Below are 19,047 nucleotides of genomic sequence, written 5' to 3' on the forward strand. Positions count from 1 at the left end.
GCATTAACAGATAAAAATTTAAAGCTTTTTTATCGTCAAAAAAGCCTTCTATTGTTGGGATTAGGGATGTGTACATTCCCGGTTATTCTTTAGGGATATTGCATATAACTTCCTACCTATCCTCCTATTTCTCTACTCCTTCAAAAGACTGTTTTGGTAATACCTAATTATAGTTTTTGATCTAAATTACCAAGTTACCCGATCGCTTAATTTATCTAATATTTTAGGTCCAATACCAGATATCTGATCTAGATCTGCTAAAGATGTAAAAGGTTTATTTTTCCTAGCTTGAATAATGCGTTCTGCTAATTTTGGTCCGACTCCAGGAAGTGTTTCTAATTCTTCAGCAGTAGCAGTATTGAGATTAATTTTATTATTAGTATTTGTTAGGAAAATTTCAGTTTTTGTTAATCTATCACCACATTCTTGTTGTTGTTTTTCAACTTTTTTTATCAACCATGATGGTATACCCATAGTTGCTGTTTGATAAAGTCTTTGAAACTCACGTTCAAAATGAGCTGCTACTGTGGAACTTTCTATTACTAATAAAGTTTCATCATTGTTTTTATTAGCTGCTTCAGTCCAGTTGTGAGAACCAGTAATTACAATTGAATTATCAATAATTCCAAATTTGTGATGGAGGCGATCGCCAGGGGGTAAGTTAGGTACACCTACTGTATATATAGGTTTTTTCCAAGTCTGATTATTAGTTTCATATTTACATTTATTTGGCAGAGCAATTCCCATTATATCTAACCCTTCACTATAGTAACGATAGGCAAAACTACGGTCAATTAAACCTTGAATTAATACTCCTTGTAGAGATTTTTTTTCTAGGGTATTAACTAATAGTTGTGCTGAAAATATAAATAGGGATAAATTAATAGATTTTTGTGCTTTTTCTAATGTTTGATTAATTAGACCATTTACACTTTTTTGCCAAGATAGACTCTTAGAAGTAGGAGAAAATTGTACTGCAACTTTTGTATCACCAACCAATACTTCTCTTGTCTGTCTAAATGGTTTTTTGATGCCAAATTTACTATCTAGTTTACCTCCAGGTCCGTCTCCCCATAAGAGATTAAATTCTTCTGTGAATAGTTCAGCTAATTCAACACTTTCTATTTTTAAGAGATTATTAGTATTTCCTTGACTCAGAGACTCCGAAAAATCCCCATGAATACCACTGGTAGTAAAATTAGCCGAGGTGACAATGGTGGTTTTACCATCCACAACTAAAAATTTATGGTGCATCAAACCACTACCCTTAGAGCCATCAGCAGTATCATCGATCAAGGGAACTCCTGCATTGCTTAAAATTATTAGAGCATCCCTATGATTCACTTTATATTGACTAATGTCACCATCTATGTTATTGCTAGAGATACTAATAAATTCATTGTAGCGATCGCGCTCCCGTTCAGGCAGTTGAGAGACTTCAGATGGACTTAAACTTTCCCAGGGAAGATTATAGGTATTTTCAATAATAACTCGTACTTTGACCCCAGCTCGATACCTTTCGGCCAAAGCCTGAGTGATACTTGGTAAACTTAACTCTTGAACCGCCACATACACAGTAGAATTAGCATCAGCAATAGTATTAACAATTATTTCTTCAAGATTATCTCCTAGTCGGGTTTGCTGGCGTAGGACTTCAGTATAGCTTGAAGCTTGAGATTGATTAAAGTAACATTTAATTAGAGGTTCTTGTGGCAATGGGGATAGAGGAGGAACTAACTCTTGAGGTTTATTCAGACAAGCAGTTAGGTTCAAAGTTAATAGTAAAACATAGCTAAATCGCAGTTTCAAAGAATAAAGTAGCACTAATATTAGGAAATCAAGTATTTTATTAAACAAAAATTGATGGTAATTAAACAAGAAGTGATCATTAATAATTGCTTCTTGAAAAAGTTAGATGTATTGTAAAGTTATGGTTAGGGTTATAGCTAAAATATTTATTAATATTAATTTGACTAAAAGAGGGAGCCATAAAAAAATTAGTCTTGTGGCATAATAGCCAATAATTTGAAGTTATTATTATTAACTGCTTCTTTGGCTCTAAAGCATTATTGAATAGCTGAGGGCGATAGATTAAAATTATTGCCCAAATTAAGTTTTGTACTTTGGTTTACCAAAGCAAATCTTGTTTGTTTGAAAGATGAGTAAATGTTTAATTGCAACCCCTGATATTCTTCTTCGTTTACCACTCAAAATTATTGTGAACAGGTCGTCGTTCCAATAAACTTTCCCAAATTTACATAAGGATTATTAAATAAGCTTTGGAGCTAGCTTTGGTGTTTCACTCTGATGCTACTGAAAGTAGTCTATAACTTAATCTATGACTTAGGAACAAAATACTAAAGAAGCTCCAAATTATTCATATAGTTTTCCCTCATTATTCATACTGCTACAATATTTCTCAACTATGTATGTGTAAATTTAGATAACTATAGTGAATTTTTATTTAACTGTCAAGTTCCTTTCAAAACTTTTACTTGACTCTTTTTTTACATTTAATGACCAAGCATAGGCTGGTTCCCATGATGCTAGGTGTTTTTTCAAGGGTTCAAGTACCAATACATAATTGCTGGGACTGGACATTTTGTGACCTGCCTAATGTAGTGTACAGTTGGCCTCGTCAGTTGATTTAAACTTTTTACCCTGGGCACACTAGCTTTTTAAATACAAGTAAGGGTTTTGATTAGATTTTTTGTTAATTTTTTGTAGAGATGTTTTTTGTATTGTTCATTCCATAATCTCTTAGTAAATAATACCATTTATCAAAAACTTTTCGACATTTTCTTGTAGGAAAGTAAGAGAGTAGGGCAGTGGAATTAGGGACATTGCATAAAAACATCCATACAATATAATAATAATTAACATTAACATTAACTTATCTTAAATTAATAAAAAAGTTATTCTCTATATTATATATTAATTATTTAACAACTGAAGTTTTACTTAACTAAAGTATTAATGCATGGTAATTGGTATCAGAATGAAGTGAAAAACTCAGAGCAACTTTGTAAGTAGTCTTTGATATTCACCTACGCCAAGCGCTTAATAGCTAGGGACAATGTCAATATATTTTGTTTTCATCTATGTTATGATGTTAAAGATTGTAAATAGCTATCAGCTTTTAGTACTTAACTATCAGCTTTTTTTTAAGCTTGGATTCAAATATAATATTCCTATAAATATGATGGTTGAGAAAGGGTTGAAAGACCCTTGGCTCACGTGAAAAATTATTCTTGAGGACTCAGAGAATTTGTAAACTCAGATTATGAAAGCTAGATTTAAGTACTGTATATATCCAAATGGGGACAAAAATACCCAGGGGGCAAAGCTATTTGTTTTTGTCCATTTTGTCTTAAATGAGAGTCTAGATGGCTATCAACAAAAGTATAAATTAGGCTTAAAGAAACTATTATTATCTAAGTTACAAAAACTCTTTATGACTCAAGCTAAAAAAATTGAATATCAGGAGTGACTCTCATAAATTTCTAATATTCCTTTGCCAAAATATTTGAATTATTTGAGGTAGCCTTTATGAAATTCGGCATTATTCATAGGTAAATATGGTTTTTCTGATTTGCCGATAACCTAACTATTAACTGAAAAATATTTTAGATTTAGTAAAATAATGTTTTCATAGCAATATTTCATCAATGCCCAATTTTTTTATCTTACTTTTAGGTTGATAAAAAAATGCCTGTCTGTTCAGGCTTATAAATTTAAAAGCCAGAAATCACTAGGGGAACTGCAAGGTTAAGAAAAGGTGGGTTGAAATTTTGTTAACATCAACTTTCTAGCAAAATTAAAGTTATAAAAATCAAAATTATTTGTTGAGATAACTACCTAGTCTGCCTCGCTCTGTCAACTACATTAATTTTAATCTAAGAGATATTTTATTGGTTTTGTCGTAAAAATTAATCCATAATCTTTATTTAAAATCGATAATTATGTAGGTATATATTTGGGCATAAAAACTTTTGCAATGTTGAAATGATGAGCAAAAATTAATTCGCTAAAACTATTGAAAAAAAGTAATTAATAACTAGCATATTTTTGAGGAAAAACATTTTCTGAAAATAACAACTTAGTCAGTAGTTGTCTAAAAATTAGTTAAGTTATCAATGGAAAATTACTAATTTTCAAGGTTAACTTAAAGATACAACATATAGCTTTCTACAAAAATTATTAACTAGTATTATTTTGCACAAAAGTTAAGTGATTGTACTCTAAAAGTAAAGTATTATAATTAAACATAATGAAAATATTTTTCTGGAATTTATTGCTGCCAATTCCCAATCCCCAATTCCCAATTGTCTGAAATTTTCCCATGATTTGGGTATTCACAAACAGAGACATGATCTGAAATTTGAATGCTTCTAGAATGATGAAAAATTTTTACTTAGGGAAAAGTATGGTCGCAAGGGAAATCCCGACAAAACAGTAGATGATCCATGGTAGTTAAGTGAGATAGGTAGGCTACAATTAGGAACACTTCTAGAAGGTAAAATAGAAAAATATAATTGTGACTTTAGAATCATTGTATAGATGGTAAATAACATCTCTTACTTTACTATTGTTGTGAAACTTAATGGTGGAAAGTTAGATCTTTCAAGTAAGAATGGTTTTGTCTTAACACTTGATGATGAATACGACTGCGATGAAAATATAGGGATAAATAAGCGATAAGTATATTGCTGACTCTTTCGGTATTTGGAGAAAAAAACGACGTGGAGATAAATGTAACCTACAACGTACCTATTCACCCATCTCTTGGGGGTGGGTCAGGTTCGGTGCAATATTCTATTAGACGTCAACTCCCGGAGGAGCTTGGGCTCGGTAGAATTCCTGTGCCTGTAGGCCAGGGAAGATGTCAAAACTAACTTTGCTGTTTTATGCCGAAAAGAAAAAGGACTTTTCCGTGTGGTCATAAAGGATATGGGAGAAAATGTCATCGCTGTGAACAAGAGAAAATGGTACAGCAAAGAGCTGAGGAAGAAATAGCGGAAAAGCGAGAAAAAAGGTTAGAGTGGGAAGCTTCCTTCGATTGTGATTTGATAGATTTGAAGGGTCTACCAGACTATGTAGTGGTTAAAGCTAGAGCAATTATTTCTGGGTTAAACAATAATCAAAGCTATCGAGAATTTGGAGGTAAACGGCTGCGCCACAATCGTTTTATTGTGAGTATACCTGTTACTCGTAATTATAGAATGATTTGTCAAGATTATGGGAATTTTGTTGTGCCACAGAAGGTGATGTCCCATGAGGATTATAATATTTGTAAACCCAAGTAGTTAGGGGGCAGGAAGTAGAGATAGTGAAACAAATAGTTCTAGTTCAAAAATTGGATAATTTATTTTTTGCTCCTTGCTGGCTTTTAGTCCCTCTACAAGGAAATCAAAAGATAAAAACTCAAGGTATTATTGCTAATGCTTTGAGTAAGAAGTTTACCTAGCTAAACTAGATAGAGAGCATTACTTTAGATTTTGAATTTTGTATTTTGCGGATACTTTGGTTTTCAATTTTCTTATACAAAACTTCTGTTTTCTCCCTTTTACCTTCTTCTTTTAAGTCAAAATTTCTATATTCTTGAATAATTAAGATTCCTGTAATAAGGTGAGCACTTCAAAAAGTCAATTAGACTATAATATGCTAAATACATTTTTGAGCAATTGAATCCTCAGAGATTAAAGGCAATACAACAAGATTAGAAGGTAATTAAAGAGTTTTTCAGATTTCTTTTTATTGAGACTAAATCCTTAAAGGTTTGAGTTGGATATACTTAGAGCTTATTCGTTAGTTGATGAATTACAGTAGTATTAGACTTTTAAATAGTTTTTAAAGAAAGTCTGGAATCAAGTTGTAATTCTTACTTTTGCTAATTTACTATAGTCACTATACCATGCTTTACTAGGAATAGGTTGACTACAAAAATAAAAAATTATAAGTATGCGTTGGATGTTTTAAGTATGTTCAAATATTTAACTTATTTTATAAGTGATGAGATATTCTTTTTATTTAGGTACAGTTGTTTTTATTCTTTTCTATGCCTACAGAACTAGATTGATTATACCATTGATCAAGGACTTTTCAACTAGGCTATCGAGAAGGTAGGGATTTTCCATACAACGTCCCTAAAATATAAAAATAATTAGTATTAGACCTATGGAAAAATAAAAATTTGAGAAGGATAGTAAAGGGTTTAAAAACTATTTGCGGGAGAGGTCTATTAATGAGAGCAAGTGGAGAGATTGAAGGTTATTCCCTTTGTGTTTATTACTAAGGGTTTCATAAATTGTACAGAAAGCTAGCATTAATGCATGCTACTCCCTAAAACCTAAGTCACTAAAACTTAAAAGAAAACAAAAGGAGAAAGATGATGCAAATTTATCTGGACTATAGTGCGACAACACCAACAAGACCAGAGGCAATCACTACTATGCAGCAAGTTTTGACTCAACAATGGGGTAATCCATCTAGCCTACATATGTGGGGCCAAAGATCGGCAACATTAGTGGAAAAGGCCAGAATTCAAGTAGCAGATCTTATTAATACAGTGCCAGAATCAATTATTTTTACTTCTGGGGGAACTGAAGCTGATAATATGGCGATAATGGGAGTAGCACTTTGCTATGGAAAACCTCAACATATAATTATTTCTAGTGTGGAACATTTTGCTATTTCAGAACCAGCAAGGGTATTAGAAAACTGGGGTTGGCAAGTGACCAGATTACCTGTGGATAGACAAGGAAGGTTAGATCCTCAAGAACTACAAGCTGCATTACAACCAAATACAGTTTTAGTTTCAATAATTTATGGCCAAAGTGAAGTTGGGACTCTCCAACCTATTGCAGAATTGGGCAATATTTGTCGTGATCGTGGGGTTTTGTTTCATACTGATGCAGTTCAGGTGGTGGGACGTTTACCAATAGATTTACAAAAACTGCCAGTAGATTTGTTGTCTTTGTCTAGCCATAAAATTTATGGCCCTCAAGGTGTAGGGGCGCTTTATGTACGACAGGGTGTAAAGTTAGTCCCTTTATTGAGTGGTGGAGGTCAAGAGATGAAGTTACGTTCTGGTACTCAGGCAGTAGCAGCGATCGCTGGTTTTGGTGTGGCAGCAGAATTAGCTAATGAAGAGATAGCTACAGAAACGTCAAGGTTGAGTAGGTTACGCGATCGCTTCTTTGCGCATATGGTAGATAATCCTTATGTAATTTTTACTGGTGATCGATTGTACAGGTTACCTCATCATGTTAGTTTTTGTATAGTCCCTCCTGAGGTTGAAATGCCTAAGGGGAATAATCAGGTTACTGGTAAAACTCTCGTACGACAATTGAACTTAGCTGGAATTGGTATTAGTACGGGTTCAGCTTGTCATAGTGGAAAAATAGCTCCGAGTCCGATATTACTAGCAATGGGGTATACAAAAGAGCATGCTATTAGGGGTGTCCGTTTCACATTAGGAAGAGAAACAACGGAAGCTGATATTGATTGGACGGCTATAGTACTCAAGCAAATCTTGACAAGATTGATGCCTAATGTTAATTCTCAAAAATTTTATTGTATATCTTTGTGATAAGGGACATTAAATACTTTTTGATAATTGCTAAATCTTGATGAACTTTAATTTTCTGTACTTAAAGAGAATGTAAAAAATTGGATATCATAAGGTCAGATCAAGTGTTTTGGTCTTAGCATTTAGCGCTTCAGCAATTAATAATCAATAACTGATACCAATTTTATTAACTTAGTTGATACTACTTGAATATAGGTGATTAAATATAGCTAAAATATGAAATAACTTCTTGATATTACTGAACTTGTCAAAGTTTTGATTCCTTTAAATATTAATCTATGAAATCATGATTTTTAACTTCTGTGAAAAAGTATAATTCGGTAGGCATAAATAAACGTTTTACCAAAAAAATAAAAAACTATAAATAAATCATCAACTAGTTATCAAAGTTTTAAATCTCGATTCTTATTGTACTGATAATTAAATACACTTGCTTATTGCTAGATTTTAGGAATAGTAAGAAATTATAAAAATATTATATAATTTTAGTGGTAATTCTAAACTAGAACTAAGATTAACACAGAAAATTAACTAATGAGTGGTAGTCTCAAATTTCGGAGTAGATAAATTGAAAAGTCAACAACAAAGTTTACAAACATTAATATTAGCAATTGTGTTATCTTTAATATTGCTAATTGGCTTCAATTCTTTTGTAATTATTAACCCTGGTCAAGCTGGTGTTCTGAGTGTTTTAGGTAAAGCTAAAGATGGAGCTTTACTAGAAGGAATTCACTTTAAACCTCCCCTGATTTCTGAAGTTGATGTATATGATGTAACGGTGCAAAAGTTTGAAGTTCCTGGGCAAAGTTCGACAAAAGATTTACAACAATTATCCGCTAGTTTTGCCATTAACTTTCGCTTAGATCCACTGCTGGTAGTAAAAATTAGAAGAGAACAAGGTACTCTACAAAATTTGGTTGCTAAAGTAATTGCACCACAAACTCAAGAATCTTTTAAAATTGCTGCAGCTAGAAGAACTGTTGAAGAAGCTATTACAAAAAGGGAAGAATTAAAATCAGATTTTGATAATGCTTTAGGTTCTCGTTTGGATAAATATGGAATTATTGTGTTAGATACTAGCGTGATTGATTTAACTTTTTCTCCTGAATTTGCTAGGGCGGTTGAAGATAAGCAAATTGCTGAACAAAGAGCTCAAAGGGCAGTGTATATTGCGGAGGAAGCGGAACAAGAAGCTGAAGCGGAAATTAACCGCGCTAAGGGTAAGGCAGAAGCTCAAAAATTATTGGCCGAAACACTAAAAGCACAGGGTGGTCAGCTGGTTTTACAGAAAGAGGCTATAGAAGCTTGGAAAAAAGGTGGTTCTCAGATGCCTAAAGTTTTAGTTATGGGTAGTGAAAAATCCCAAGGAGTTCCTTTTATTTTCAATCTTAGTCAAATGGATGAAAATTAATAGTTTATAATTAGGAGTAAGTGAGAAGGAAGGAGAAGGAAGTGTTCAGTTTGAATCAAATATTCAACTGAATACTATCCGATTTTTTAATATGTTTAATTATCTCAGTTTGAGGTCAATAAGAATGATGGTAGTGGTATATTTAATAATATTTGGGTTAAAATATTGGGATTAATTTCTGTATCAGCTATAGAAAACTCAGTTAATTGTACCTTTCTGATAAAAGAAATCTATGATTGCTAAATTGGTTCCAAATTGAAAATCCCACAGGGAATGCTTAGTAATAACCGATGGATAATTAATGCTACTCCAGCTCAAAAATTAGCTACACAAGGGGCAATAATTGAGAAGGTATGTATAAAATAATTTTAAGCTCTGGTCACAGCCTAAGTATCTGGTTTATGACGAATCACAGATATAATTTAAGTTTAATGGGTAAGGGAACGAATTTGCGCCTAACCCATCTTATACTAGGATTTAATTTTTGTTTAGAGATACCCTCATTAAGCCCCCGTTCTTGTAATTTTTTTACCTTTTAGAGTTGATAATATGTAACTTGTATAAGTTGCCAACTATTTTCTCAGCTTCAATTACTATTTAAGGGAAAATAACTTACATATCGCAAAGTTTTCACAGAAAAATCACAGGGTATGGGGGTTTTTCATTTCGGAAACAATCATACTAATTCTTGTACGTTAATACTATATTTAGTTAGTACTTCAGTTATTCAGTAATTTATAGTATATTTAGGATTTTAAGTAAAAAAACTATTCTGGTTCAACGTGGGAATGGTCAGCTAGTTATAAAGATATTTGTTCTTTAGATAAATGAACTATTGAGAAAATATATAAATATGATGGATCTATGATGTAGATCATTATTTTGTAAATATGTCAAATAATGGTTAGATAAACTGAATAAAATTAGTTGGCCATTATTTAGATAAAAGTTAGGCGATCGCTAATAAACTGAAGAAGACAATGAATATTTGAGGTGTTTGAATTTCATTAAGCAATTAATATCCATAAGGATTATTTTTCACTGATATGATCATGATAAAACTGAAACTGTTGAAACTTTCTGAGCTAGTTCAGCTTTTTTTTGTGTTTTTTTGTGTTATGTTGATCAGAAAGTGAAAAATTTTCAAGGAAAAACCTGAGATTTATTATTAAAACTTCTAGGATCTTGATGACTGGGAAAACTTAACATTTTTTACTTTTTCCTTTTTTTCTTCTTAACACCAAAGGTTAAGTATTCAAGCGGACATGATATACAATAATAATAGAATTTGATAGAAATTATGGATGAACAATTCTTAGGAGATAACTCCTCAATAATGTCTAACTTTTCAGAGCCTTCGGTTGAAATTTTTGACTTGTTAGGAGGTAGTAACTTTGATGAAGGAATAGGAATAACTACTGACAATGAAGGCAATATTTATATAACTGGTAGTACCACATCTACAGATTTTGAAGTGACTCCAAATGCGGTACAAAATAGCTTTGGTGGAGGTGATGAATTTCGGGATGGTGATGCTTTTGTTGCTAAATATTCCCCTGATGGAACTCAAGTTTATGCTACATATATAGGTGGAAGTGGTAGAGATTTTGGTACGGATATTGCTTTAGATACTATAACCGGAGATATTTACATTACGGGTAGTACTAATTCTGTTGACTTTCCGACAGTAAATGCTTTGCAAAATACTTATGGGGGTGGTGATTTTTCTGGGGATGCTTTTGTGGTCAAACTATCTAATGATGGAAATAATATTCTTTATTCTACTTATCTAGGTGGGCAAGATAACGATTATAGTAGTGCTATTGCTGTAGATAATAATGGGGATGCTTATATAACTGGAGAAACTGGTGCCCAACTCCGTTTTCCAATTCAACCTATTCCTGGAGTTGGTGATTTTCCAACTACAGAAAATGCTCTACAAAAGACTCTTGTTAATGAACTTAACCGAGATAGTTTTGTGAGTAAGATATCTACTGATGGAAATCAATTAATTTACTCAACTTTATTAGGTGGAAATGACACAGAAATAAGTCAGGATATTACTGTTGACAATAATGGTAATGCTTATATTACTGGTCAAACTCGTTCCTTTGATTTTCCAACTGCAAATGCAGTACAAAATACGATAGGAGGAGATGGAGATGTATTTATTACTCAGCTTAATAGTGATGGTAGTGACCTGATTTTTTCTTCTTACTATGGTGCTGTAGATGGAGATATTGGTAATGGTATTGCTGTAGATGATATGGGTAGTATCTATATAGCTGGAAGTTCGGGTAGTCAAATTATGGGCGGTGATGCGGTAGTACCTGCAGTTGGTGAGTTTCCTATTGTTAATGCTTTGTACAATACTTTTGGTGGGGGTGAAAGTGATGGAATATTGATTAAGATCAATACTGAGCGCTTAGTTACTTTTGGTGATAGTGAAAGTGATGAAATATTACTTAGGGAAATTGATTATCGTTCTGTTGAATATGCTACTTACTTAGGTACGGAAAATTTAGATTTTATTGAGAGTATTGATCTTGATGCTGCAGGAAATATTTATATTGTTAACAACAATAATCTTTTTAATACTGTTGTGAGTAAAATATCTAATGATGGTCAAGTTATAGAATATTCTATTCCCTTTCGGATAAATGACAATATTGGGTTATTTGGTAATGATATTAAAGTAGATGAAGTTGGTAATGCTTATTTTGTCGGCTTGACTATTCCTAATACTGATTTAGATATAGATAATGAAGATGCCTTTATTGGTAAAGTTACTGCCAGTACTTCCTCTCCTGATCTTCCGATCTTTGTTACTCCTCCTAATATTGGTGAGAGTTTCGACGAAAATCTTTATTTAATAGAAAATCCTGGTGTGGCAAATGCTGTGGCAAACGGTTTTTTTGATAGTGGGTTTGAGCATTGGTTGGAGTTTGGTTTTTTGGAAGGGCGATCGCCTCAGTTGGCTTTTGATGAGCAATTTTATTTGGCTACTTACCCAGGAGTTGCTAGTGCTGTAGCAAATGGTGTTTTTATTAATGGTTTAGAACATTACGTTAAGTTTGGTGAAGCAGAAGGGCGTTTACCTATGAGGAGCTAATAAATTTTTAGTGTTCTATAGGGCTGCGTGCAAGTTAAAAGTTAACAGTCAATTTACCCTCGTAATTTAGGGGTGGAAGTCAATATTTAAAAGTAATCTCTGAGTAAGTTTTTATTGTGGAAATGCTTTGCAAAGGACATTTGCTAATGTCTACGCTCTAAATGGGTAGTGCTATGCTATCGGGAACAAATGATTCAAATCAAATGTTTTTGAATGCCTCTTTTTAATACAGGGGCTAGGTTTTAGGAGCTAAGGATTAGGGGAAAATGCAAAATTATTTCCCCATTCCTTTATTTTTCCTAGTTCTCTAGTCAATACCAGAAGCGATCGCTTATCGTCAACTAAATGTTATAATATTTGACAATTTGAAAGTTTTTTTTCGTTGAACAGCTATCATGAAAATATAAACATCCTAAGCACATGATTAAAAAATAAATAAGGTCTTAATTCTGCCCTTTTCAAGCTGAACCATGATTATAAACTCCTAAAATACTTTAGAGAGAAATGGGGAGTTAACCCTAATCCCTCTCAGTAGGAGAATGGGGGTAGAAAAGCCTGTATTTATTGACGTTGACTCTCCCGACATCTCTATTTAATGGCAAATATTATAATTAATATATAATTTCTCTTTTTCATCAAGTTTTATGTTAAGCTTTTGGAAAAATGAAAAAAATGAACATCAGTATTGAAAGCCGGATACTAGAGGCTGTCGGTAGTGATAACTGATAACGGATAACTGAAATGACTGAGCCAAGAAAAATCAAGAGAAGCATTGTTATTACTCTAGTATTAATATCCTCAATTTCTTTAATAGCCTGCGCATCTCGTAGATACAGGCGCGAAGTCTATAGAAGTCTTGAAGACTGTTACAAAGAATGGGGAATTGTAGTTGAATGCGAACCAGTGACAGACGGAAGTTATTCATCTGAGTATTATTATGGTCCTTACTACTATCAGTCTGGGTATAGTGGTAGATACTTTTATCGAAATAGTAATAGTAGCTATCAACCTGTTCCTAGTAATGCAGGTATTCTCCAAAGTCCTTCGGGAAAGTCTACAACTTCTGTTGGTACGGTTAATAGAGGTGGTTTTGGTAGTAGAGGTGGTAGAGGTAGTGGTAGCAGTTTGGGTGGTAGAGGCGGTGGCAAAGGTTGAGCAAACCCCAAATTAAAATTTCAAAATAAAACAGCAAATGAAACGCATAAATATTGAACCTCGTGCTAACTGGCAGCAGAAATGTGAAGCGGTTGGCTTTCATTTTTATAATATGTACAGTCAACCATATTGGTATGAGTCGGCTTGTTATCATTTTAGCACTTCAGAAATAAATGAACTGGAAGTAGCAACCAATGCTTTACAAGAATTGTATATTGAAGCAGCAGAGCTAATTATCCAAGAAGATCGTTTTTCCCAATTGTGTATTCCGCCAGAGTTTGTGGAGTTATGTCGCCAGTCTTGGGAACGGGATGATCCGAGTCTTTATGGTCGTTTTGACCTTGCTTATGATGGTATCAACCCACCGAAATTATTGGAATATAATGCTGATACTCCCACTGCTCTTTTGGAAACTAGTGTGGTACAGTGGACTTGGTTAGAAGAAATATTTCCTGAAGCGGATCAATTTAATTCTGTGCATGAAAAGTTATTGGCAAGTTTTTTGGAAATGAATGGTTTAGGGGGAGAGACTTTATATTTCAGTTGTGAAAGAGAAACTTTAGAAGATTTGGGAACGGTTGAATATTTGAGAGATTTGGCAATTCAAGCAGGATTAAATACTCAACATATTTATATTGATGATATTGGTTGGAGTGAAGATTTAGAAATTTTTTGTGATTTGGATAATCAAATTATTCGTCACTTATTCAAGTTGTATCCTTGGGAATGGATGATGGGAGAAAATTTCGGGAAATATCTATTATTAGAACCAATGAAAATGATTGAACCTGCCTGGAAATTAATTTGGAGTAATAAAGCTATTCTGCCAATTTTGTGGGAATTTTTTCCCGATCATCCTAATTTATTGCCTGCCTATTTCGACTCTAGCAAATTATCTCATCCCTATCTGAGCAAGCCAGTTTTTTCTAGAGAAGGAGGAAATATTACTGTTTATTTTGGAGATAGAGAATATCAAACCGAAGGAATATATGAGAATGAGCCTGTAATTTATCAATCCTATTATCAACTGCCGAATTTTGATAGTTATTATCCTGTGGTTGGTGCTTGGGTTATTGGTGGAGAAGCTGCTGGTATTTGTCTGAGGGAAGACAAAGAAATTGTGACTCAAGATTTAAGTAGATTTGTACCTCATTATTTTACATGAATTATCAAAAAGTAGTTGTTTGTTGTTGCACTCTCAAAAATTAACCTATTCGATGAGTGATTCTCTGAGCTTGGAACATGAGGTCATTCCCGACCTCTCCTACTCTCCTACATCAAGGGATCTGTTAACCCCAATTCCTGAAAAGCAGTCAACCGCAACTTACAAGAATCACATATCCCACAAGGTTTCTCTCCACCTGCATAACATGACCAAGTTTTTTCCCAAGGTACTCCTAAACTATTCCCCAATTGAATAATCTCAGTTTTTTTCATCTCTATAAGTGGAGCTACAATAGCGATCGCTTCTCCCTCTCTCCCTTGTCTAGTACCTAGTCGAAAAACTTCTTGCATTGCTAGAATATAATCAGGACGACAGTCAGGATAACCGGAATAGTCTAAAGCATTCACCCCAATATAAACCCGACTTGCATTTACAACCTCAGCGTAAGCCAGGGCAAAACTCAGAAAAATAGTATTCCGTGCTGGAACATAAGTAATAGGAATATTTTGTGACATTTCTTCAAGGTCGCGATCGCTAGGCAAATCAATTTGACTATCAGTTAATGCCGAACCTCCCCATGATCTTAAATCAAAACTAACAATATGATGTTCTATCACACCTACAGTATCGGCAATTTTTTTGGCTGAGTCTAACTCTCGAAGGTGGCGTTGTTGGTAGTCAAAGGAAATAGCATAACATTCACAACCATCTGCTTTTGCTTGATACAAAACTGTTGAGGAATCTAATCCTCCTGATAATAAAATAACTGCTTTCATTTTTCTATATAATTCATTTGGTATCTTGGTCAAGATTAAGTTTTTTTGATAACTAGCTTAATATCTATATCAATCATAATTATCAGAGCCATCATAAAAATGAAGTCTGCCATAGCCAAGAAAATAACCATAAGGTTTTTCTCCTACAGGAAAAGCTGTTACTCCAAATAAGTATACCCCCCCATATCTGGGAGTTCGCACTGGACGCAAGCCAATTGTAAAAGTTGTACCTGGAGGCACGGCCGGGTTAAAAAATACTGAGATAGTATTAGTTTTTTTGTCTATCCCTACTTCTTCAACTGTTAACTGTTGACCCTTATTCCGATGGGTTCCTTTAAAGGCAATTATTTTCTTTGAATTATATCGAATATTGTCAGGGCCCTCAGTTTTGCTAATAGTTACCTGTTTTAGTGGTACTCCAGCATCAGGTAATAAGTTGAGAGTAAAGTAATAGGTAGCTCCCCAGACATAAGTCTCGCTTCGGGTAGTCACTGCTTTAACTAGGCGAGGTGGTTGAGCAAAATAAACAGTACCATCTTTTGTCTGAACTCCTAAACTAGGAGTGACAAAAAGTAATAAGGGGAAAAGCAAAAGGGAAAATTTTTTCATAAGAAGAAAATTAGAGATTTTAATGGAAGCACTTGATAATTTCCTGTCTACTAAGATTTTTTTTGTAAAAATGTTGATTTTATACTTACTTAGTAACATGTAGGTGCATCTTTGCTAGCTATAGTAGTCTTAAGTCATTATGTAAATTCACTAGCCTTATTAAAAAATAACTCTTGATCCTTTTTTTTCTGCCTTTTAGCTGCCCATTTCTCTCACTCTTCAGATAGAATTGCGATCTATTTTGATAAAAGGATAAGAAAATTCATAAAATGTCTTAACCCTTCTTTTTTAAGAGGATGTTAAGGGATGAAAAGAAATAATTATGTTTAGTATTGCCAGCTTTTGGCTAAAGGAGGTCGTTACTGATAACCGATAACTAAAATGACCGCTGAATACTTACAGTAATAAATCTACTTTATACGATTTTCTGTTATTGCCAGCTTTTGGCTGAAGGAGGTCGTTACTGATAACTGATAACTAAAATGACTGCTGAATACTTACAGTAATAAATCTACTTTATACCATTTTCTGTACAAACAAAATCAAGAGGTTTATCCCAGGAATCTATAGGTAAGTCTTGTAAATAAGCAAATTCAAATACAATGCCAATAGTAGGTTTTGATGCCCATTCTTGTTGACTTAGCATCCGGTCATAAAAACCTCCACCATAGCCTAAACGATAACCATTAAGATTACAAGCCACAGCAGGAACTAAAATTAAATCTACTTTTGATGACTGTAATAATGGTGCATTTACCTCTGGTTCTAGAAGACCATAAGCACCTTTTTGTAGAGGATTTTCTGGTTGCCAAATATGCCAAAATAGAGACTTTTTTTCGCAGCGTGGAAACCCCCAAGTTTTTTGAGAAAATTTTGTTTGTTCTCCAATATTTGTAAATAATAAACTTAGGTCTGGTTCCTGACGGAAACTAATATAAGCTAAAACTGTTTTAGCTTTTTGGAATAGGGAGAAATTTTGTAAGTAGTAACAGAGGCGATCGCTCTTTTCTTTCCATTCCATCTCAGCCATAGACTGACGTTTTTTTAATAGTGAGCTTCTTAATTCTTTTTTGATCATTAATCTACTAAAATTATAATTAGAAAAGTAAAATGAGTAAGTTATGATTTATTTAGACTTATACTCAAATTGTTCGATATTGTACTTTAAAATAAGGTATCAAGCCTTCCTTTTCAATGGGATGAAAAAAAAAATTCCGGTTTTTAAGCCTTTTGTTTCAGCTAGAGATAATGATAACTATTTCCCTATGTGAGATGAAAAAGCCAGTTACTCGGGAGGAGGCTAACTGACAACTGAAATGGCCACTAAATAACTGGATTATTCTTCTTCATTTTCATTACCATTAGATAAAGAAAATAGATCGAGTGATAATTGTTGGGGGAGTTGATCAAGTTGGAAATATTGATGAAACTTATCTGTGACTTGTAACCAATAGGAGCGAGATTCTTTTTGACGACGTTTACGGATAAAACCTAAACTTACAAGTTCAGGAACATGCTGATAAACTCCCGAGCCACGAATATCTACTAATTCTGATTGGGTAATTCCTCCTTTGAGAGCGATCGCTGCTAAAGTCCTTAGAGCGCCGACTCCTAATTCTGGTTCAATCAAACTTTCTATCAACTCTGTAAAAGTTGGTTTTAGTTGAAGACTATAGCCTTTTTCAGTTTCGACAACTTCTAAAGCAGTATGCCGATGGGCATATTCTGACATTAATTCGATTAGGGCATCCTTTATTTGGCCACGCTCGCACTTAGCAATTTCAGCAATTTCAGAAATGGAGAGGGCTTTTCCCTTGAGATATAAAATTGCCTCAATTTTACTAGAAAGACTATACATTTAGTATCGTTAACTCTTACCATGATTGTATTATGGTCAGAAAACTTCCCCAAGAAAGGGTGAAATTATCTAACCTAATTTTTTCTATCATATATTCTCTTTAATACCAATTTAATAAATGTTAGCTTTAAATGGGAATTTTTAATGATAAGTTATGCTTTTTAATCTAAAGTTTTTGATTTCATCTTCAGGATCAAGTTTTCGATTTCTCTTCCTAATTTCTTCTCCAATAATTAAGGTTTAAAGCCTCGAATTTCAAAAATAAAAAAAATTTAGCTCATCCTGTTCTTAAAAATAAGAGGTAATTATTAATTATTAAAATAAAATATTTATAACATTCTTTTTTTTTATAGTCATTGAAGCAAAAGGTACGAAAATTTCTAAATTATAAAACTGAGTCATATATTATTTTTGTATTTTGGACTTTTAAATTGCGCGTAGGACTATAGGACACCATCAAATTATTAAGTATATAAAATATAGTCACAAGAAGAATTTTAATTCTAACTTTTTGCTTCTAACATTTATTAAAATCTATTAGTAGGCATTTGATTTTTGCAAATTTTATGATATAATAACAGCTTGTGTGTAAAATTAGTGCAAATCCATGCCAAAACTAAAAACTCGCAAAGCAGCAGCTAGGCGCTTTAAAGCCACAGGCAGTGGCAAAATCAAACGTCGTAAAGCCTTCAAGAGTCATCTTTTGGAGCATAAAAGTTCTACTCGTAAGAACAATTTATCGAAAACAACTCTTGTCCATAAGACTAATGAAGAAAATGTACGTTTGATGATTCCATATTTATAATATTTTTATAATATTTTAGGAGAAAAATTATGCCGAGAGTCAAAAGAGGTAATGTTGCCCGTAAACGCCGAAAGAAAATACTGAAATTAGCTAAAGGGTTTAGAGGAGCACAATCTAGATTATTTAAAGTTGCTAACCAACGAGTGATGCAGGCGTTACGGAATGCCTATCGCGATCGCCGTAAACGGAAACGGGACTTTCGTCGTTTGTGGATTACCCGCATCAATGCTGCAGCTCGTCAACAAGGTATGACTTATAGTCAATTAATTTGCAATATGAAAAGAGCAAATATTGCAATTAACCGTAAAATGTTAGCACAATTAGCTGTTTTAAATCCTGAAGCTTTTGCAAAAGTTTTGGAGCTGGCTAGTCTTGCCAAAAAATAATAGAAACTAGAGAGCTATTAGCAGTAGAAAAATAATTTACAAAATTAGACATAATTAAATATTTATGGGAATATCACTAGATTTATGTCTAATTTACGAACAGTATCTAAATCAGTATAACTCCTAGTCCTCAATTGTATGCTCACCTTAGGCATGAAGAAAGAATGCCATTGCCGAAA

At 33.4% G+C, this 19,047-nt stretch carries 16 protein-coding genes; 11 read left to right on the forward strand and 5 right to left on the reverse strand.

Going from position 1 to position 19,047, the window contains the following annotated elements; all coding sequences use genetic code 11:
- Window positions 1-186: 186 nt before the first annotated feature.
- A complete protein-coding gene (locus TERY_RS08785) occupies window positions 187-1,773 on the reverse strand; it encodes a DUF655 domain-containing protein (protein WP_370496893.1) in 1,587 nt (528 codons plus the stop codon).
- 1,510 nt (window positions 1,774-3,283) lie between these two features.
- Here TERY_RS08785 and TERY_RS08790 point away from each other — a divergent pair.
- From TERY_RS08790 to TERY_RS08820, 9 genes are all read left to right on the forward strand, one after another.
- A complete protein-coding gene (locus TERY_RS08790; protein ID WP_044136607.1) occupies window positions 3,284-3,490 on the forward strand; it encodes a helix-turn-helix domain-containing protein in 207 nt (68 codons plus the stop codon).
- Between the two features lie 1,216 nt (window positions 3,491-4,706).
- Window positions 4,707-4,895, forward strand: a complete 189-nt coding sequence (locus TERY_RS32755) for a hypothetical protein (protein WP_155994374.1) — start codon at window positions 4,707-4,709, stop codon at window positions 4,893-4,895.
- 12 nt (window positions 4,896-4,907) lie between these two features.
- Window positions 4,908-5,306: a DUF7682 family zinc-binding protein gene (locus tag TERY_RS08795; RefSeq protein WP_011611500.1), complete on the forward strand. Its 399-nt coding sequence runs from the start codon at window positions 4,908-4,910 to the stop codon at window positions 5,304-5,306.
- A 23-nt stretch (window positions 5,307-5,329) separates the two neighbouring features.
- Complete coding sequence (locus TERY_RS32760) at window positions 5,330-5,467, forward strand: hypothetical protein (protein ID WP_155994375.1); 138 nt, start codon at window positions 5,330-5,332, stop codon at window positions 5,465-5,467.
- 924 nt (window positions 5,468-6,391) lie between these two features.
- Entirely contained in the window at window positions 6,392-7,591 is a 1,200-nt protein-coding gene (locus TERY_RS08800) for a cysteine desulfurase family protein (RefSeq protein WP_044136609.1), read from the forward strand.
- A gap of 568 nt (window positions 7,592-8,159) precedes the next feature.
- Window positions 8,160-9,002 carry an SPFH domain-containing protein gene (locus TERY_RS08805; protein WP_011611502.1) on the forward strand — a complete coding sequence of 281 codons (843 nt, stop codon included), beginning with the start codon at window positions 8,160-8,162 and terminating at the stop codon, window positions 9,000-9,002.
- Window positions 9,003-10,302: 1,300 nt separating this feature from the next.
- Window positions 10,303-12,114 carry an SBBP repeat-containing protein gene (locus TERY_RS08810; RefSeq protein ID WP_011611503.1) on the forward strand — a complete coding sequence of 604 codons (1,812 nt, stop codon included), beginning with the start codon at window positions 10,303-10,305 and terminating at the stop codon, window positions 12,112-12,114.
- A 741-nt stretch (window positions 12,115-12,855) separates the two neighbouring features.
- Window positions 12,856-13,269 carry a hypothetical protein gene (locus tag TERY_RS08815; protein WP_011611504.1) on the forward strand — a complete coding sequence of 138 codons (414 nt, stop codon included), beginning with the start codon at window positions 12,856-12,858 and terminating at the stop codon, window positions 13,267-13,269.
- Window positions 13,270-13,306: 37 nt separating this feature from the next.
- A complete protein-coding gene (locus tag TERY_RS08820) occupies window positions 13,307-14,434 on the forward strand; it encodes a glutathionylspermidine synthase family protein (RefSeq protein WP_011611505.1) in 1,128 nt (375 codons plus the stop codon).
- Between the two features lie 107 nt (window positions 14,435-14,541).
- Here TERY_RS08820 and queC read toward each other — a convergent pair whose 3' ends face one another.
- The 4 genes from queC to scpB form a co-directional block, all read right to left on the reverse strand.
- Complete coding sequence (gene queC / locus TERY_RS08825) at window positions 14,542-15,210, reverse strand: 7-cyano-7-deazaguanine synthase QueC (RefSeq protein WP_011611506.1); 669 nt, start codon at window positions 15,208-15,210, stop codon at window positions 14,542-14,544.
- 69 nt (window positions 15,211-15,279) lie between these two features.
- Entirely contained in the window at window positions 15,280-15,819 is a 540-nt protein-coding gene (locus TERY_RS08830; protein WP_044136611.1) for a DUF2808 domain-containing protein, read from the reverse strand.
- A 511-nt stretch (window positions 15,820-16,330) separates the two neighbouring features.
- Window positions 16,331-16,897 (reverse strand): 5-formyltetrahydrofolate cyclo-ligase, encoded by a 567-nt coding sequence (locus TERY_RS08835; protein WP_011611508.1) that lies wholly within the window; start codon window positions 16,895-16,897, stop codon window positions 16,331-16,333.
- Between the two features lie 258 nt (window positions 16,898-17,155).
- Window positions 17,156-17,677: an SMC-Scp complex subunit ScpB gene (gene scpB, locus TERY_RS08840; protein WP_011611509.1), complete on the reverse strand. Its 522-nt coding sequence runs from the start codon at window positions 17,675-17,677 to the stop codon at window positions 17,156-17,158.
- A 607-nt stretch (window positions 17,678-18,284) separates the two neighbouring features.
- On the opposite strand from scpB, the gene rpmI reads away from it, so the two are divergent.
- The gene (gene rpmI / locus TERY_RS08845) at window positions 18,285-18,482 is read left to right on the forward strand and encodes a 50S ribosomal protein L35 (RefSeq protein WP_011611510.1); all 198 of its coding nucleotides are present in this window, start codon (window positions 18,285-18,287) and stop codon (window positions 18,480-18,482) included.
- Window positions 18,483-18,511: 29 nt separating this feature from the next.
- Entirely contained in the window at window positions 18,512-18,868 is a 357-nt protein-coding gene (gene rplT / locus TERY_RS08850) for a 50S ribosomal protein L20 (protein WP_011611511.1), read from the forward strand.
- The last annotated feature ends 179 nt before the right edge of the window (window positions 18,869-19,047 follow it).

Source organism: Trichodesmium erythraeum IMS101 (genome assembly GCF_000014265.1).
Classification (GTDB): domain Bacteria; phylum Cyanobacteriota; class Cyanobacteriia; order Cyanobacteriales; family Microcoleaceae; genus Trichodesmium; species Trichodesmium erythraeum.

Bases quoted from the DNA above. Each gene is read 5' to 3' on its own strand.
- TERY_RS08835 (WP_011611508.1), bottom strand. From the start codon at position 16,897: ATGATCAAAAAAGAATTAAGAAGCTCACTATTAAAAAAACGTCAGTCT.
- TERY_RS08800 (WP_044136609.1), top strand. From the start codon at position 6,392: ATGCAAATTTATCTGGACTATAGTGCGACAACACCAACAAGACCAGAG.
- TERY_RS08830 (WP_044136611.1), bottom strand. From the start codon at position 15,819: ATGAAAAAATTTTCCCTTTTGCTTTTCCCCTTATTACTTTTTGTCACT.
- TERY_RS08790 (WP_044136607.1), top strand. From the start codon at position 3,284: ATGAAAGCTAGATTTAAGTACTGTATATATCCAAATGGGGACAAAAAT.
- TERY_RS08795 (WP_011611500.1), top strand. From the start codon at position 4,908: ATGCCGAAAAGAAAAAGGACTTTTCCGTGTGGTCATAAAGGATATGGG.
- rpmI (WP_011611510.1), top strand. From the start codon at position 18,285: ATGCCAAAACTAAAAACTCGCAAAGCAGCAGCTAGGCGCTTTAAAGCC.
- rplT (WP_011611511.1), top strand. From the start codon at position 18,512: ATGCCGAGAGTCAAAAGAGGTAATGTTGCCCGTAAACGCCGAAAGAAA.
- scpB (WP_011611509.1), bottom strand. From the start codon at position 17,677: ATGTATAGTCTTTCTAGTAAAATTGAGGCAATTTTATATCTCAAGGGA.
- TERY_RS08820 (WP_011611505.1), top strand. From the start codon at position 13,307: ATGAAACGCATAAATATTGAACCTCGTGCTAACTGGCAGCAGAAATGT.
- TERY_RS08815 (WP_011611504.1), top strand. From the start codon at position 12,856: ATGACTGAGCCAAGAAAAATCAAGAGAAGCATTGTTATTACTCTAGTA.
- queC (WP_011611506.1), bottom strand. From the start codon at position 15,210: ATGAAAGCAGTTATTTTATTATCAGGAGGATTAGATTCCTCAACAGTT.
- TERY_RS08810 (WP_011611503.1), top strand. From the start codon at position 10,303: ATGGATGAACAATTCTTAGGAGATAACTCCTCAATAATGTCTAACTTT.